Below are 14054 nucleotides of genomic sequence, written 5' to 3' on the forward strand. Positions count from 1 at the left end.
GGCGAGTATAGCTTCTACATAAGAAAGTGCCGGATACAAAACCTATCTACCACAAAGAGACGGTATCGAAGTGGCAAAAGTTATGGCGCTAGTCAACACTCCCATCATTTCAGGAGAGATCTTTCGAGACGTTATGATCTTTGTGCAAAAAGCAGTTTTTGCACTGGACATTTATCAAGTTGTAGAACGTTGTGATGGCACGGTGTTCAACATGAACGGCCGACCAGCTGACGACGGTTCAATATCTGAGACAGGCATATCCTTTGCAGTTGGAAAGCCAATTGTAATATATAAAAATGATCCAAGAACTGAATTTAACGGATTAGACAATCCTCTCCTAACAGGGCTAAGCTACAATTGGAAATACGTAACGGATATATCTAAAATTCCGACTAATCTAGCTGAAATGATTGAAAAAGTTAATGGTGCAGGAGAAAATCTTTATCTCAAAAATCCCCCTCCCATAGTGAAAAAAACTATGGAAATTGGAAAAGAAGTTTGGGAGATTTTACAATTCATTCGGTTCTTCGAACAAAAAGAAAAGGACTTGGTCGCAACCCTAAAAGTTTTCATTGAAAAACTGAAAGCTTCCACAATCTTTATGAAATACTTAGAGGGCTGAATTAGGAATTTCTTATATTTTAAACTTCTCTATCTCTGACTTAAGTTCATCAGCAAGCACACCTAAATTGTTTGCTGCCGCAGTTACTTCTTCGGATGAGGCAAGTTGTTCTTCAGAGGAAGCGGCAATTGCCTGCGTACTGTCCGAAATTCCATTCGAAATCTGCGCTAGTTGTTCGGTTGATGCATTTAATTCTTCCGTACTCGCAGAAATTTCCTCTGTAGTCGCAGAAACTCCTTGCATTTCATCAGTTACTTTTTCAATAGATCCCGCGATCCTTTCAAAAGTTTGACCTACTTCGTTTACCATAGAAACACCTTGGTCCACTTCCTTGCTACCGTTTTCCATCATCGCCACAGCAGATGTTGTGTTCTTTTGGATTTCCCCTATTAATACACTAATTTGTTTCGTTGCATCTTCCGAACGTTCAGCCAACTTTCGAACTTCGTCTGCAACCACCGCAAATCCTCTTCCTTGTTCTCCAGCCCTTGCCGCTTCAATGGCCGCATTGAGTGCCAGTAAATTGGTTTGGCTTGCGATTTGATTGATCGTTTCGACAATTTGTCCAATTGCTTTGGAATTTTCACCTAACACGTGAATACTACTAGAAATTCCACTCACCGAAGAATTGACCACTGCCATCTGTTTAATGGTAGTTCCAATCACATCCCGTCCTTCTTGTATTTTTTCCAAAACTCCATTTGCTAAATCAGAAACAGTAGCAGTAGACTCAGCAATTTTTGCGACAGCTTGAGAATTCTCAAGCATCGCGCGTTTATTTTCGGTGAAAGCAACTAACTGAGATTCAGTGTTTACCGCCACTTGTTGGATGGATTTGGCAATACTGCCTGCAACAGCCGAGGAATGTTCCGCACTTGTGTACATTTCTTTTGCGGATTCAGCCACTTTTACAGAAGATTTAGAAACATGTTTCATCATCTCACGTAAATTAGTCGCCATTTTATTAAAGTCATCACCAAGGATTCCAAATTCATCTTTGAAGGCCAAATCGAGTTTTTCCCGGAGGTCTCCTTCACTTGCCTTTTCCACAACAAATTTAATTTTCTGAATTCTTTTTGCAATAAAGGAAGCAAGAAAGTAGGAGAATAACATTGATAAGGTTAAACTAATGGTAGCACTAATCAAAAAAACAATCTGCATACCGCGTAATCTTCTTTCGTAAATGATCTCCTCCCTTCCACCGGCTCCAATGACCCAATTCCAGGGTTTGTAATAAGCTTGGTAAGCCATAAAGGTATAAATAGGTTCGCCAGGGTTTTGCCAGATTTCACGTAAAGGATATCCAGTGGCCTTTGGGTTTCCCCAAGTGTCTCGCACTGTATACTTTCCTTGGATTTGATAATCCCAAATATTAGCACCTTCGATATTGAATGGATGCATTGTAGCAATCCCTTCCGGTGTGATTCCCCAAAGATACATATAATCATTCGTGGACATTTTAGTTTTAGAAATATCGCGATTTCCATCTGGCATTTTAGGTCCAACAATATAGTCTTTGGCCATTTCTTGAGCTTCTTCTAATGTCATGTCACCAGCCTTAACCCTTTCGTTTAAGGCATCTACAAGTCCAACAGCATCCTTAAGTACGTTGGTAAACATTTCTTCACCGACATTCAATACCTGCTCTTTTGCAGTGGTATAGGAAATATAAAAAATACAAGAAAGGACAATAGATAGAATCAAAAAAATAAATAACATAAGTTGGCCCTTAATTCCAACCGCCTTACTTTTGTTAATTTTTTCTTTCAAGGATCTTTGAGAAAGAGAAGTAGTATTTGTCATATAAGGTTTCTATTTATTTGTATTATAATTATCCAAACCAATCACTAAAAATTTTAGCAAATCTGAATATTTTCTTTAGTTTTCTCAAATGAGCACGATTGGGAAAGGACAATTCGCACAAACAACTTCTTTAACCATTTAAAATAGAACCAAGATTCTTTTACAAAGGATTCCGGCGATATTATTAGGAATTATACGAAGAAATCAAACCTATTTTGCTATTAATTTGAGTTTTAGAATCAGACTTTTATTTTTTTCTTAGAACAACGGTATTTTGTCCTACCTAGCTTGTATTCTGTTCTTATTGAGGTTAACAACAAATGGAATACATTGAATCCCTTTTGGAAGAATACTATGAACTTTCGGAATCGTTATTGGCACTTGGTGGACCAAACAAAGATTCTGAACTTTATGAAGAAATATTATCAATCGAAGAAGAAATCTGTTGGGAATGTTCTTTGCCTGCTTCCATAAAAAACCGACAACTCTTTCAATTTTATAAGCAAAGTGAGTCAAGGGAAACGAACATTCAAAATGCACTGCAATCTTTGGAACGCGCGAGATCTAAATATTTTTACAAACCAGAAAAAACCTTTTCTCAATATCTAGAAATGGAAGCAAATAGAGATCTAAAGAACATAAGAGTCCCAACGGTGAACGGAACTTTTTATGAATTTTTATATCCAGTTTGATTTTTGTGAAAAGTGAATACAAAGAACTAACTTAAGATTCCCAAATAGCGGGACCTTAAGTTAGTTCTTTTTCCAATCGGTCAAAACCTGCATTCGTTCCATCCACACGACCGCGGATTTCGTCATCGGCAGAAAATCCAAATGCATTTGGTTCTTGCAAAAATACAATCTGTTCCGTAAATATCATCTTTGTTCTGCCGATGATTTCTGACTCAAAAAGCACCGTAACCAACGAAACTGAGATTCGAATATCATTTACATACATTCCAAATGCATATATAATTCTTTCATTGGGAATAATGTCATAGTAAGTTGCATCAAATACATGACGACTCCCGGCAGGAGTTAATACAAGGTTGGTTTCTTTACCGCCAACTTGGAAGTCCAAACTAAATTCGACAGTTTTCCAGTCATCATGACAAGCAAACCACCTTCTTTTTGACTCAGGATTAGACCAAGCACCAAAAGCTCTTTCCTTAGAAGCTGGTAAAATCCTTTCAATGGTAAATGTAGAATTTCTAACCTGTTTTTCTTTCATTTTTATACCCCGTCAGAATTTTCTTCCGATGACTCGATTAAAAAATTTCCTAAACGATCGAAACTACGATTCCAAGCAGCCTTTCTTTCTTCCATCCAAGAATCAATTCCTTTCAGTTGTTTGGGATCCAATCTATACGTGCGAACTCTTCCCGACTTTTCGGAAAGAACAATCCCTCCTTCTTCTAAAACTTTTAAATGTTTTAAAACAGAAGGTAGGGCCATTGCCAGAGGTTCGGCTAATTCTTTTACAGATGCAGGACCAAAACTCAATCGTTCGACCATCTGCAGTCGACTACGATCAGCGAGTGCATGAAAAATATGTTCCAATCCTTGCGAATTATATTTCATAAACAACTTATAGTTTTCTGTACTAAGGAGCCGTCCTTACTTTTTTTCTTTTAGGAATCGTTTTGGAATTTTATCAAATAACGGATACATATAAAAATACGGCTCTGCTTCAGCTATCGTTCGTTTGACGGACTGCCTTTCTAACAATCTTTCAAAATATGCAGTTAGTTTTGGATACGCATTACGAAAACTCAAAATGGTATCTGCATAAAACAAAGCAGGAACTGCAGAACAATCTGCCATACTAAAATGATCGCAAGCGATAAAGTTTAAAGAATTCAATTGTGCCTCAAGCATACCATAAGCAATGGGAAGTTTTTGGTATGCCTGTTCTACACCGAGCAGATCTCTTTGGTTTTCGGGTCGCAAACGATCGATCACAATTTTCTGCATTGGCTCACTGACATACAGATCAAAAAAACGATCCCAAAGCCTTGTCTCTAATGCCAAATGAAAATCAGAGGGAATCAGTTTATCCTTTCCTGGATAAAATTCATTTAGATATTCAATGATAATCGTAGTTTCAGGAATGGTCTTCTGCCGTAATCGATCCCGAAGGAGTGGGATTTTTCCCACAGGCCAATGGGCAAAAAGTTCAGAGCTAGACTCTTCTGATAATAAATCTACCAATCGCGGTTCAAACTCTGTATCGTTTTCGTACAAGGCAATGAGGACCTTATGGCAAAAGGAAGCGAGAGGATGGTAATAAAGCAAAAGATTAGGGGCTTGATAGTTATCCATTTAGAAAACTATTTACCAAAGGAGTATTTTTAGGCAAGCAAATTAGTTAGCCAAACGGAAAACTATTGGCTTTGAAAACCTTAGTAGAACCATTTCGTTTGTTCGTTGGAACCTCCCCGTCCTACTTTTGACAGTATTTTCTCATTTTTTACTACGCTGTGAAGGAACTTCGCCAGATCCCAAAACCATTCTTGTTCCTTCTTTCTTTTCTCGCAAAAATTCCGGTGCCATTTCATCTTTTAAGCCTACACCCGATAATTTTCTTTGAATAACTTCTGTGATCAGATAAACTGTTTTATTGGCTGCACTTTCTAAAACTAAACCATCAGGCCTAATATTGGAGATACAATTTCGACTTTCATCGGTTTTACCAACTTGCGGACGATAGGTGATATAAACACCCAGACTATCAGCCGAAGAGAGACCTGGACGTTCTCCAATCATCACTACAGATACTTTCGCATTCAAAACTTCTCCGACTTCGTCCCCAATGGCAACCCTTCCCCACTTCGTAAGAACAAGTGGGGCAATTCGTAAACCAGTTTTACTCAGCGAATTCATTAATAACTTTAAAAAAGGAATATAATTTTCATCGAGTGCCTTTGCAGAAAGGCCATCAATTCCCATCAAAACTAAATCATATTCGCCAGTAAATTTTTGAATCGTTTCAAGCGAATCAGTAGACAAGCGCCTTCCTAAATCAGGTCGCATTAAATATTCCTCTTTAGAACTGACTTGACTCTCTAACAATAAAGCAGGAAGAGAGAACGGTTTCCCTAAAACTTCCAAATCTTTTAACAACTTTGCGAAATCGGGACTTAATAAAACAGCATCCCTTGCCCTAGCATGATCCAATCGAAAGCGTAACATATCTTTTGTGGAAATAGAACCACCTGTTCGCGTTAAACCAATCCTTGCCTGACTAAATTGTTTCCATTCTTCTAAAAAAGTCATACGCTTTATTTTCCTAATAAATCTTCGAGTAAACGCAAACCTTGATTTTCCATAGGGAAAAAACCATTTAAGTCTGAAAAAATCCCTCTATCGATTAACCAACGTTCAAACTCTGGTGCTGGTTTTAATCCCAAAACTTGCCTTAAGTACAATGCGTCATGAAAGGATGTACTTTGGTAGGATAACATTACATCATCTGCACCGGGAACTCCCATGATATATGTACATCCAGCAACACCTAACAATGTCAAAAGTGTATCTATATCATCTTGGTCAGCTTCTGTATGGTTTGTATAACAAACATCGACTCCCATTGGAAGCCCAAGTAACTTTCCACAAAAATGATCTTCTAAACCGGCTCGAATGATTTGTTTTCCATTAAAAAGATATTCTGGTCCAATAAAACCCACGACAGTATTGACTAATAAAGGAGAAAATTTTCTGGCAACCGCATAAGCTCGTACTTCCAAAGTTTGTTGGTCAATTCCGTGGTGAGCACCTGCCGACAATGCACTACCTTGTCCCGTTTCAAAATACATGACATTATCGCCAACAGTTCCACGTCTAAGCGACAAAGCCATTTCTCTTGCTTCTTGCAAAATTGATAAACTAACACCAAAACTTTTATTTAAGTCTTCTGTGCCACCAATGGATTGAAAAACCAAATCCAAAGGAGCCCTTCGTTTCATGACTTCCATAGAAGTAGTTACATGAGATAAAATACAAGATTGGGTAGGGATGGAATATTTTTGAATGAGATTATCCAACATTTCTAAAAGGGCAATAGAAGTAGGAATATTATCAGTAGCGGGATTAATTCCGATCACGGCATCCCCACTTCCCAGTAGTAATCCATCGAGAAGACTGGCTGCAATTCCTTTCGGATCATCTGTCGGATGATTTGGTTGTAACCGAACAGAAAGTCTACCAGGTAAACCAATCGTATTTCTGAATTTCGTAATTACCGTAATTTTTTTACTAACCAAAATTAAATCCTGGTTCGACATAAGTTTTGAAACAGCCGCAACCATCTCTGGTGTAATTCCCCACCGAATAGAATGTATTACCTCGGCATCAGTTGTCTCAGCTAACAAAAAATCACGAAATCCACCGACAGTCAGATGAGAAATCGATGCAAATCCCTCTTTTTTATGAGATTCCAAAATAACTTTTGTCACCTCATCTTTATTTGCTGGTATTAATTCTAAACTTAAAAATTCCGAAAGATAAACATCAGCAAGTGCCATTTGTGCGGCGACTCTCTCTTCCTGACTCCTTGCCGAAAGCCCTGCTAATACATCACCTGATCGGTGGGGACTTGCTTTGGCCAAAAGGTCTTTTAAATCCGGAAATTGGTAGGTTTTGGTGCCGAGGATTGTTTTGTAACCCATACAAACAATAGTAAGGGATAAGAAATCTTCCGCACAGAACTTTTCTTTACTTTTATAAAGCGAACACAAAACAAACACCAAACAAATATTTAGTAAATTCAACTTTATTGCAAAACCCCAAAAAAAACAATCAGCGCCAAACGAATAAATAAATATTAAATAAATTTGTAATGAAAATCATGATAATGATAAAAATTCATGATTCGAACTACAATGGAGAAGATATCTTCGATTCAATTGACACAAAACTGAGGAAGCTAGATAATTGTCCAAAAATTCATATCAACTGAGGAAACTATGAAAAAACTAGCATTAGCTGGAATCTTATTTTCATTACTTTGTTTTGCAAATTGTACGCAATACACTGTTATGGATAGTGCAAGTGTTGACGGAAAACTTTACGTTTCTGTTTTAAAAAAGCCTTTTTTTGGTGGTGCTGAAGGTTATATCTCTAAATGTGATGCCGATGCAGCTGGAAACCTAAAATGCAAACGTGTACGTTTGGACGTAACTAACTAAGAGGAAGAAAATTATGAAAAAAATTATTTTAGTATTCGCAACCCTTTTTCTCCTAACTTCTGTAACAAACTGTGTTTCTATTTATCAAATCAAATCAGGAAACAAAGGAAAAATGACTGTTACAAAACATAGTTTTCTTAATACTGACGAATTGGTTTGTGATGTAACTGCACAAGACGATTTAAGCTGTGTTAACATTGAAGGCGCTTTTGTTAATAACCCAAGTCTTGGTGCGAACAATTAATCACTTGAAGGAAATATAAATTATGAAAAAAATATTACTTACTCTTACCCTTATTTCTTCTAGTTTTCTAATTTCTTGCCAAACTACTAGTTTGACACAAGTTGGAAATTCAACATACCGTTTCTATTCTGGTCGTCTTTTCCAATACAACACAGAAGTTGAAAAATGCGATGTTGCTGCAGACGGAAAAAAAGTAACTTGTAAAGACGTAACAATCTCTTACGAGTAAAAAAGGCAAAGGTAGGTTATGGCAAAAAAATTCATTTATTGTTTTGTTTTCGGAGTAACCTACCTTTTTTGCAAACCAACACCAGCGGTCGATTCCAAAGACTTTGTTGGAAATCCTGAAATTAGAACCATCTCCCTCTCCGAGTTTCAATCAAACACCAAATCGGCAGCGGATTTAGAGAATGTAGAAACACAAATTGCAAATCTTGGTAGTTTTACTTCCTCGGTCGCAGTGGCAAAGTCGAGAACCGTTTTCAAAGAAAAAACAAACAGGTCCTTAGTTCCTCGTGCAATTTATATCTTATCAGGTTCAGGCAAAATTCATTTTGATGATGCTGAACTACCGATCAAAGAAAATGATTGGTTACATTTCCCTCCTGCCAATGCCATTGATATAGAACCTACAAAAGGTAAGGTTTTAAAATTTCTAATTTTTCATGGTTACTGGACTAACAACCAGTAACAACGATTAATATCTAATTTTTAATCTGACTCCTCCGCTTTGTCACAAGAAAGGCAGTTTTGGCCTTGTTTAATTTTGCGTTCCCAATCTTTTTGCTATCCAAAAAAAAAGAAGCGGGGCCGAGCTCGTCCGGGGTCCGCGTTCGCTTCCGTCTGCCACAAGGCAGACCAAGCCCTTCCGATCTCTAACGCCGGCTTTAAAGAATCCAATTCAGAATTTTTTACCGTTTGCCTTGACAAAATTCTGAATTTCTGCCTCCAACTGCTTAAATTTAGACTAAATCTAAAAAATTGCTTGCCTCTTATAACTGGATTTAATCTAAATTTATACTAAATCTAGAAAGTGAAGGCCAAGATGAGAACTACAAAAATTTCTACAATGGCCCTCTTGGTGCTCGTATTGAGCCCCTTGGGAGCTGCAGACACAAAAGAACCTTCGAGTGTAATGGAACGCCAAAACATATCCAATCAGTTTTGGTGGCCAGAAAGGCTCGATTTAGCCCCACTCCGCCAACATGCAGCGGAATCCAACCCAATGGGAAGACAATATAACTACTCCAAAGAATTCAAAGAACTAGACATCCAACAAATAAAAGATGAGATCAAAACTCTGATGAAAACCTCACAGGACTGGTGGCCTGCTGACTATGGTCACTACGGACCCTTCTTCATTCGGATGGCTTGGCATAGCGCTGGAACCTACCGAATTAATGACGGACGAGGGGGGGCTGGCGGGGGACAACAAAGATTTGAGCCACTCAACAGTTGGCCCGATAATGCCAACCTAGACAAAGCACGCCGTCTCCTTTGGCCAATCAAAAAGAAATACGGAAAAAAAATCTCTTGGGCGGACCTGATGGTACTTACAGGAAATGTCGCCCTCGAATCGATGGGATTCAAAACTTATGGGTTTGCTGGGGGAAGAACCGATGATTGGGAAGCTGACCTTGTTTATTGGGGACCTGAGAAAAAATGGTTAGCCGACGAACGATACGAAGGTGATAGAAAATTAAAAAATCCACTTGGGGCAGTACAAATGGGACTGATTTATGTAAATCCAGAAGGCCCAAATGGAAACCCAGACCCACTAGCGGCCGCTAAAGACATTCGAGAAACTTTTGGTCGAATGGCAATGAACGATGAAGAGACTGTAGCATTAATCGCCGGGGGACATACCTTCGGAAAAGCACACGGTAAGGCAGATCCGTCTAAATATGTTGGAAAAGAACCTGCAGCTGCGGGAATCGAAGAACAAGGGTTTGGTTGGAAAAACAATTATAAAAAAGGAAATGCAGAAGACACCATTACAAGCGGACTTGAAGGAGCATGGACTGCCAATCCAACTAAATGGACCACTCAATATCTAAACAATTTATTTGGTTTTGAATGGGTGCAAACAAAAAGTCCAGCAGGTGCCATCCAGTGGATTCCGAAAGATGGAGCTGGTGCCAATATGGTTCCCGATGCACACGACAAAACACTTCGGCATGCTCCTATCATGTTTACTACCGACTTGGCTCTAAAATTTGACCCGAGTTATAAAGTAATTGCTAAAAAATTCCAAGAAAATCCTAAAGAGTTCGAACTTGCTTTTGCAAAAGCATGGTTTAAACTTACCCACAGAGATATGGGTCCCCTTGCTCGTTATATCTCTAAAGATTTACCAAAAGAGCCACTGATTTGGCAAGACCCGCTTCCTGCAGTAGATCATAAGTTAGTTGGAACAAAAGAAATCGAAGCCCTAAAAGCAAAAATTTTAAAATCAGGATTAACTATTCCTGAACTTGTAAAAACTGCCTGGGCCTCTGCCGCAAGTTTCCGAAGCACCGATATGAGAGGAGGAGCCAACGGAGCAAGGATCCGCCTAGAACCTCAAAAAAACTGGGCAGTAAATGATCCAGAAGAACTATCAAAAATATTGAAAAAATTGGAAAAAATCCAATCCGAATTCAATGATTCAGGAAACAAAATCTCACTTGCCGACTTGATCGTGCTAGCTGGAAATACTGCCATCGAAGAAGCCGCAAAAAAAGCGGGTATTAAAGTGGCTGTACCTTTTACACCTGGAAGGACTGATGCAAGTGCAGAACAAACCGACGTTTATTCCTTTTCCGTTTTAGAACCGAAAGCAGATGCATTCAGAAACTACTACGGCGCTGGGAACTCTTTATCTCCAACAGAAATGTTAGTAGATCGTTCCAATATGTTATCTTTAACCATTCCAGAAATGACAGTGCTCTTAGGTGGAATGAGATCTTTAGATGGCAATTCAGGAAAATCGAAACATGGAATTTTGACAAATCGCCCTGGAGTTTTGAGTAACGATTTCTTTGTCAATTTACTCGACATGTCTACTAAATGGCAAAAGTCTTCTCAAGCAGATGGTCTTTACGAAGGATTAGATCGCAAAACAGGTGCTAAAAAATGGACAGCCACTTCTGTGGATCTCATATTCGGATCTCATTCCGAGTTACGAGCAGTGGCCGAAGTTTATGCAGCAGATGATGCTAAAGATAAGTTTGTTAAAGATTTTGTTGCCGCTTGGAACAAGGTGATGATGCTCGATAGGTTTGACGTGAAAAAGTAAAAATGTCTAAGTCTTCAAGAAAACAATTTTTAACAACATCGTTGTCTTGGATGACCTCCCTCTTTCTAATTGAGGGAGGTCTTAGTTTAACCACAAAATTGGTGGCAGAAAAAAAAACTTCTCCCCCTTTGCCGGAAGGTCTGCAACCTGTTTCTGAATCGGATCCAACTGCCAAAGCACTTGGATATCATCAAGATGCAAAGCATACAGATTTTAATTTGTATCCAGAAAGAAAAGAAGTCTCCGCAAAAAATCAATTTTGTAAACACTGCGCACAATATACAAAATTAAACGAAGGTTGGGGAAAGTGTAACATCATTACCGCTGGTATTGTATCCTCCAACGGTTGGTGTTCTGCTTGGTCTCAGAGGTCCTAAACAGAATGTTTATTTCCAAACACATTGTGCTAAATCTACCCTTTCAAAAACCCAAGGTTTGTGCGCATGTTTTGCATTTTTATCTTCGATCAAATCGAATGATCCTGCTTGGGAGGATATACTTTGAAAATAGAGGGAAAAAGGAGTATTTTTCATCTGCGTTCGTTTAGGACAAAGCCCCACTCCCTCTGTTTTTAAAAAAGGATAGGAAGCTCCTAAATCGTCGCGGAAAACCATACCTTCTTTCAATACACAAACCTTTTTAGATTCCTTGGTATACAATTCTAATTTTGTTTCCGTATCAGATACACAAATCTTACTGAGCACAACGACTCCCAAAAATTCAGAATGAAGGTCACAACATTGGGGTGCGGGATTCCAATTGCGTTTCGTCTGTACTGTTGCTTTTGAATTTTCCGAAGTGAATTCCTTAACAGGTTCTGTTGAACAGGAGAATAGAGAAAACCATACATATAAAAACAAAAAAATATATTTTGGAATCATCTCAAATACCACGATTTTTTCCTTAAAGTTTTTTAGTCGCTTCTTTTAGCTTTTGCTAAAGGATCTTTAGATTTTCAGATTTCTTCCATCACTTTTTTAAAAATAATAAAATTCTCATCCAGATTCGCGTCCCAGGACGACAAAAATGACCATCCATTTTAAACTTGAAGGAGTGCATTTATTCTAAGGAGAAAAGAAGATTATGATTCAAAAATTGAGTTCGTTCGTTTTGGCACTATTACTTTTAATTCACTGCGGTTCCTTTCCTGTTGGCGAAAAACGTTTTAACGAATTGGTCACAAATAAGGTCAAAGCGAGAGCAGCATATGATTTAGATTGTCCAATGGGAGATATTAAAGTCAATGTAATCGATAATAAAAATTTCGGTGCAAATGGATGCAGACAACGGGCAACATATACCATTTATCCAGCAGATTGTTCTCCAACAACTACCCATGAAGCAGGTATTGAAAACTATTGCCAACTCATAAGAAACTAAAAAAATAAAGATTAATAAATTCCCAATTTGATTTTTATCTATTGGGAATTGCTATTGCAATTCCCAATAGCAATTCGATTTAAAATTTGACATTCTTATTCTAATTAGCTTTTTGATACAGTATTAAAAATATCTTTTTTCTACAGAAGAACTTGCGAATTATATGATCATCCAAAATCCGTTGGCAAAACAATAGTCCATACAACATTCCAAGATACACTCAAAATTTTTTGTGTTTTCCGCATTTTTTTTATTTAAAGTTTTGTTTTTAAGTTCTCCGAAACAATTTTATTTAGTTTTTTAATTCGATTGGTAAAATAACTTTTATTACTTAAAGAACATGAAAAAAGGTAACTGCCATATATGGACACAGTTACATTCTCTGCAATATTCCAAGCCTTACTAGGCGAATATCCTTCTTTCGCAATGGCTCTCGACAATTTAGACGTCATATCTTCATAAAATAAATTAATTTTTTGGAGATACACTAACCGTTGTTTTGATAAGACCAATATACTCAAAAAATGAATATAATTCAAAAAAACTTTGTCGCTAACAAAAAAGTTTAAAAATTCTTCTATCCCTCTTTTTCCTTTCATTCTATGATCAGTGAGTACAAACATTTTTTCAGATAAGTTGCGTTCTGCATTATTGAGAACAAATTCAACCATATCCGGCTTTCCGGAAGGAAAAAAATAATAGATACTCCCCTTCCCTAAACCGGTTTTTTTGGAAACCATAGCAACCGACACTCCATCAATTCCAAAGTCACAAAATAACTCCAATAATGGAGAACCCAAATCACCCTTTTCTGTTACTGATCTTGCCATCTATACCAAACAGTCAACTATTTACTAAATGGTAAATAGTTTTTCAATATTCTTTAGTTTTTTGATTGTGCACCAAACGAAAAGACAAATTGTTTTTTCATAAGTTAGTAGAATTCAAAAAGGTTCCGCCATGAAAAGAGAAAACGCCAACCAATTCCAGCTTGATCCCAAATGGAAGTGGTTAGAATTTTTATTGGGTTTTAAATATGCCATCAACTTATACAGTCCTTTTGTAGGGTCCGGAATTCAAGTGATCAAATATAATAAAGAAAAACACCAAATTGATGTAAGATTAAAAATGAATTTTTTTACCCGAGGGTATATGGGCACACACTTTGGCGGATCCATCTATTCCATGTGCGATCCATTCTATGTATACTTACTAATAAAGAGATTAGGAAATCTTTATATGGTTTGGGACAAACACGCAGAGATTGACTATATCAAACAAAATAAGGAATCTATTTTTGCAAAATTTGAAGTAACAGACAGTGATATAGAAAATATCAAATCCTTGTTAACTCACCAAAAGAAAATAAATTATACTTTTTTAACCAACATTGTAGATTCAGAGGGGAACGTAGTTGCGTTAGTTAAAAAAATTATATACATCAGAAAATTGGCTCAAAAGTGAAGAAACTTGAAATGAATGTTCTCCTTTTAGAAGACGAACCGATCCATGCAAATTACTTAAGTAAGCTATTAATTAAAAT

The 14054-nt window shown here is 37.4% G+C and carries 18 protein-coding genes; 10 read left to right on the plus strand and 8 right to left on the minus strand.

The genetic code is table 11. The annotated features are described in order from the left end of the window. The first annotated feature begins 70 nt into the window (after positions 1 to 70). Positions 71 to 622, plus strand: coding sequence for a nucleoside 2-deoxyribosyltransferase (locus ND811_RS14095; protein WP_265365531.1), 552 nt, complete (start codon positions 71 to 73; stop codon positions 620 to 622). Between the two features lie 12 nt (positions 623 to 634). Here the strand turns inward: ND811_RS14095 and ND811_RS14100 are convergent, their stop codons facing one another. Beyond that, complete coding sequence (locus ND811_RS14100; RefSeq protein ID WP_265352468.1) at positions 635 to 2425, minus strand: methyl-accepting chemotaxis protein; 1791 nt, start codon at positions 2423 to 2425, stop codon at positions 635 to 637. Positions 2426 to 2745: 320 nt separating this feature from the next. Here ND811_RS14100 and ND811_RS14105 point away from each other — a divergent pair, with 320 nt between their 5' ends. Then, positions 2746 to 3117 carry a hypothetical protein gene (locus ND811_RS14105; protein ID WP_265352467.1) on the plus strand — a complete coding sequence of 124 codons (372 nt, stop codon included), beginning with the start codon at positions 2746 to 2748 and terminating at the stop codon, positions 3115 to 3117. Between the two features lie 55 nt (positions 3118 to 3172). Here the strand turns inward: ND811_RS14105 and ND811_RS14110 are convergent, their stop codons facing one another. From ND811_RS14110 to ND811_RS14130, 5 genes are all read right to left on the minus strand, one after another. Continuing rightward, positions 3173 to 3655 (minus strand): SRPBCC family protein, encoded by a 483-nt coding sequence (locus tag ND811_RS14110; RefSeq protein WP_265352466.1) that lies wholly within the window; start codon positions 3653 to 3655, stop codon positions 3173 to 3175. A gap of 2 nt (positions 3656 to 3657) precedes the next feature. Then, the gene (locus ND811_RS14115) at positions 3658 to 4005 is read right to left on the minus strand and encodes an ArsR/SmtB family transcription factor (RefSeq protein ID WP_265352465.1); all 348 of its coding nucleotides are present in this window, start codon (positions 4003 to 4005) and stop codon (positions 3658 to 3660) included. A gap of 36 nt (positions 4006 to 4041) precedes the next feature. Continuing rightward, positions 4042 to 4746 carry a glutathione S-transferase family protein gene (locus ND811_RS14120; RefSeq protein WP_265352464.1) on the minus strand — a complete coding sequence of 235 codons (705 nt, stop codon included), beginning with the start codon at positions 4744 to 4746 and terminating at the stop codon, positions 4042 to 4044. Between the two features lie 141 nt (positions 4747 to 4887). Then, entirely contained in the window at positions 4888 to 5700 is an 813-nt protein-coding gene (gene eutC / locus ND811_RS14125) for an ethanolamine ammonia-lyase subunit EutC (RefSeq protein WP_265352463.1), read from the minus strand. Between the two features lie 5 nt (positions 5701 to 5705). Next, entirely contained in the window at positions 5706 to 7091 is a 1386-nt protein-coding gene (locus tag ND811_RS14130; protein ID WP_265352662.1) for an ethanolamine ammonia-lyase subunit EutB, read from the minus strand. Positions 7092 to 7388: 297 nt separating this feature from the next. On the opposite strand from ND811_RS14130, the gene ND811_RS14135 reads away from it, so the two are divergent. From ND811_RS14135 to ND811_RS14160, 6 genes are all read left to right on the plus strand, one after another. Next, entirely contained in the window at positions 7389 to 7610 is a 222-nt protein-coding gene (locus tag ND811_RS14135; protein ID WP_265352462.1) for a hypothetical protein, read from the plus strand. A 13-nt stretch (positions 7611 to 7623) separates the two neighbouring features. Continuing rightward, positions 7624 to 7854, plus strand: a complete 231-nt coding sequence (locus tag ND811_RS14140) for a hypothetical protein (protein WP_265352461.1) — start codon at positions 7624 to 7626, stop codon at positions 7852 to 7854. Between the two features lie 22 nt (positions 7855 to 7876). Then, the gene (locus ND811_RS14145) at positions 7877 to 8083 is read left to right on the plus strand and encodes a hypothetical protein (protein WP_265352460.1); all 207 of its coding nucleotides are present in this window, start codon (positions 7877 to 7879) and stop codon (positions 8081 to 8083) included. An 18-nt stretch (positions 8084 to 8101) separates the two neighbouring features. Further along, on the plus strand, positions 8102 to 8545 hold the full coding sequence (locus tag ND811_RS14150; protein ID WP_265352459.1) for a hypothetical protein: 444 nt from the start codon (positions 8102 to 8104) through the stop codon (positions 8543 to 8545). 354 nt (positions 8546 to 8899) lie between these two features. Further along, on the plus strand, positions 8900 to 11131 hold the full coding sequence (gene katG, locus ND811_RS14155) for a catalase/peroxidase HPI (RefSeq protein WP_265352458.1): 2232 nt from the start codon (positions 8900 to 8902) through the stop codon (positions 11129 to 11131). A gap of 2 nt (positions 11132 to 11133) precedes the next feature. Next, positions 11134 to 11508 (plus strand): high-potential iron-sulfur protein, encoded by a 375-nt coding sequence (locus ND811_RS14160; RefSeq protein ID WP_265352457.1) that lies wholly within the window; start codon positions 11134 to 11136, stop codon positions 11506 to 11508. 9 nt (positions 11509 to 11517) lie between these two features. Here ND811_RS14160 and ND811_RS14165 read toward each other — a convergent pair whose 3' ends face one another. After that, on the minus strand, positions 11518 to 12012 hold the full coding sequence (locus ND811_RS14165; RefSeq protein ID WP_265352456.1) for a hypothetical protein: 495 nt from the start codon (positions 12010 to 12012) through the stop codon (positions 11518 to 11520). 202 nt (positions 12013 to 12214) lie between these two features. On the opposite strand from ND811_RS14165, the gene ND811_RS14170 reads away from it, so the two are divergent. Next, entirely contained in the window at positions 12215 to 12511 is a 297-nt protein-coding gene (locus ND811_RS14170; protein WP_265352455.1) for a hypothetical protein, read from the plus strand. A gap of 254 nt (positions 12512 to 12765) precedes the next feature. Here the strand turns inward: ND811_RS14170 and ND811_RS14175 are convergent, their stop codons facing one another. Then, positions 12766 to 13341 carry a TetR/AcrR family transcriptional regulator gene (locus ND811_RS14175; protein ID WP_265352454.1) on the minus strand — a complete coding sequence of 192 codons (576 nt, stop codon included), beginning with the start codon at positions 13339 to 13341 and terminating at the stop codon, positions 12766 to 12768. Between the two features lie 130 nt (positions 13342 to 13471). Between ND811_RS14175 and ND811_RS14180 the strand changes: the two genes are divergently transcribed. After that, complete coding sequence (locus ND811_RS14180; protein WP_265352453.1) at positions 13472 to 13975, plus strand: DUF4442 domain-containing protein; 504 nt, start codon at positions 13472 to 13474, stop codon at positions 13973 to 13975. Positions 13976 to 14054 lie beyond the last annotated feature (79 nt).

Origin of the sequence: Leptospira soteropolitanensis (assembly GCF_026151655.1) — a bacterium.
Taxonomy (GTDB): domain Bacteria; phylum Spirochaetota; class Leptospiria; order Leptospirales; family Leptospiraceae; genus Leptospira_A; species Leptospira_A soteropolitanensis.

Coding starts and splice junctions, on each gene's coding strand:
- ND811_RS14175 (WP_265352454.1), bottom strand. CDS start 13,341: ATGGCAAGATCAGTAACAGAAAAGGGTGATTTGGGTTCTCCATTATTG.
- ND811_RS14135 (WP_265352462.1), top strand. CDS start 7,389: ATGAAAAAACTAGCATTAGCTGGAATCTTATTTTCATTACTTTGTTTT.
- ND811_RS14145 (WP_265352460.1), top strand. CDS start 7,877: ATGAAAAAAATATTACTTACTCTTACCCTTATTTCTTCTAGTTTTCTA.
- eutC (WP_265352463.1), bottom strand. CDS start 5,700: ATGACTTTTTTAGAAGAATGGAAACAATTTAGTCAGGCAAGGATTGGT.
- ND811_RS14105 (WP_265352467.1), top strand. CDS start 2,746: ATGGAATACATTGAATCCCTTTTGGAAGAATACTATGAACTTTCGGAA.
- ND811_RS14150 (WP_265352459.1), top strand. CDS start 8,102: ATGGCAAAAAAATTCATTTATTGTTTTGTTTTCGGAGTAACCTACCTT.
- ND811_RS14120 (WP_265352464.1), bottom strand. CDS start 4,746: ATGGATAACTATCAAGCCCCTAATCTTTTGCTTTATTACCATCCTCTC.
- ND811_RS14165 (WP_265352456.1), bottom strand. CDS start 12,012: ATGATTCCAAAATATATTTTTTTGTTTTTATATGTATGGTTTTCTCTA.
- ND811_RS14110 (WP_265352466.1), bottom strand. CDS start 3,655: ATGAAAGAAAAACAGGTTAGAAATTCTACATTTACCATTGAAAGGATT.
- ND811_RS14180 (WP_265352453.1), top strand. CDS start 13,472: ATGAAAAGAGAAAACGCCAACCAATTCCAGCTTGATCCCAAATGGAAG.
- ND811_RS14140 (WP_265352461.1), top strand. CDS start 7,624: ATGAAAAAAATTATTTTAGTATTCGCAACCCTTTTTCTCCTAACTTCT.
- ND811_RS14115 (WP_265352465.1), bottom strand. CDS start 4,005: ATGAAATATAATTCGCAAGGATTGGAACATATTTTTCATGCACTCGCT.
- ND811_RS14170 (WP_265352455.1), top strand. CDS start 12,215: ATGATTCAAAAATTGAGTTCGTTCGTTTTGGCACTATTACTTTTAATT.
- katG (WP_265352458.1), top strand. CDS start 8,900: ATGAGAACTACAAAAATTTCTACAATGGCCCTCTTGGTGCTCGTATTG.
- ND811_RS14160 (WP_265352457.1), top strand. CDS start 11,134: ATGTCTAAGTCTTCAAGAAAACAATTTTTAACAACATCGTTGTCTTGG.
- ND811_RS14130 (WP_265352662.1), bottom strand. CDS start 7,091: ATGGGTTACAAAACAATCCTCGGCACCAAAACCTACCAATTTCCGGAT.
- ND811_RS14100 (WP_265352468.1), bottom strand. CDS start 2,425: ATGACAAATACTACTTCTCTTTCTCAAAGATCCTTGAAAGAAAAAATT.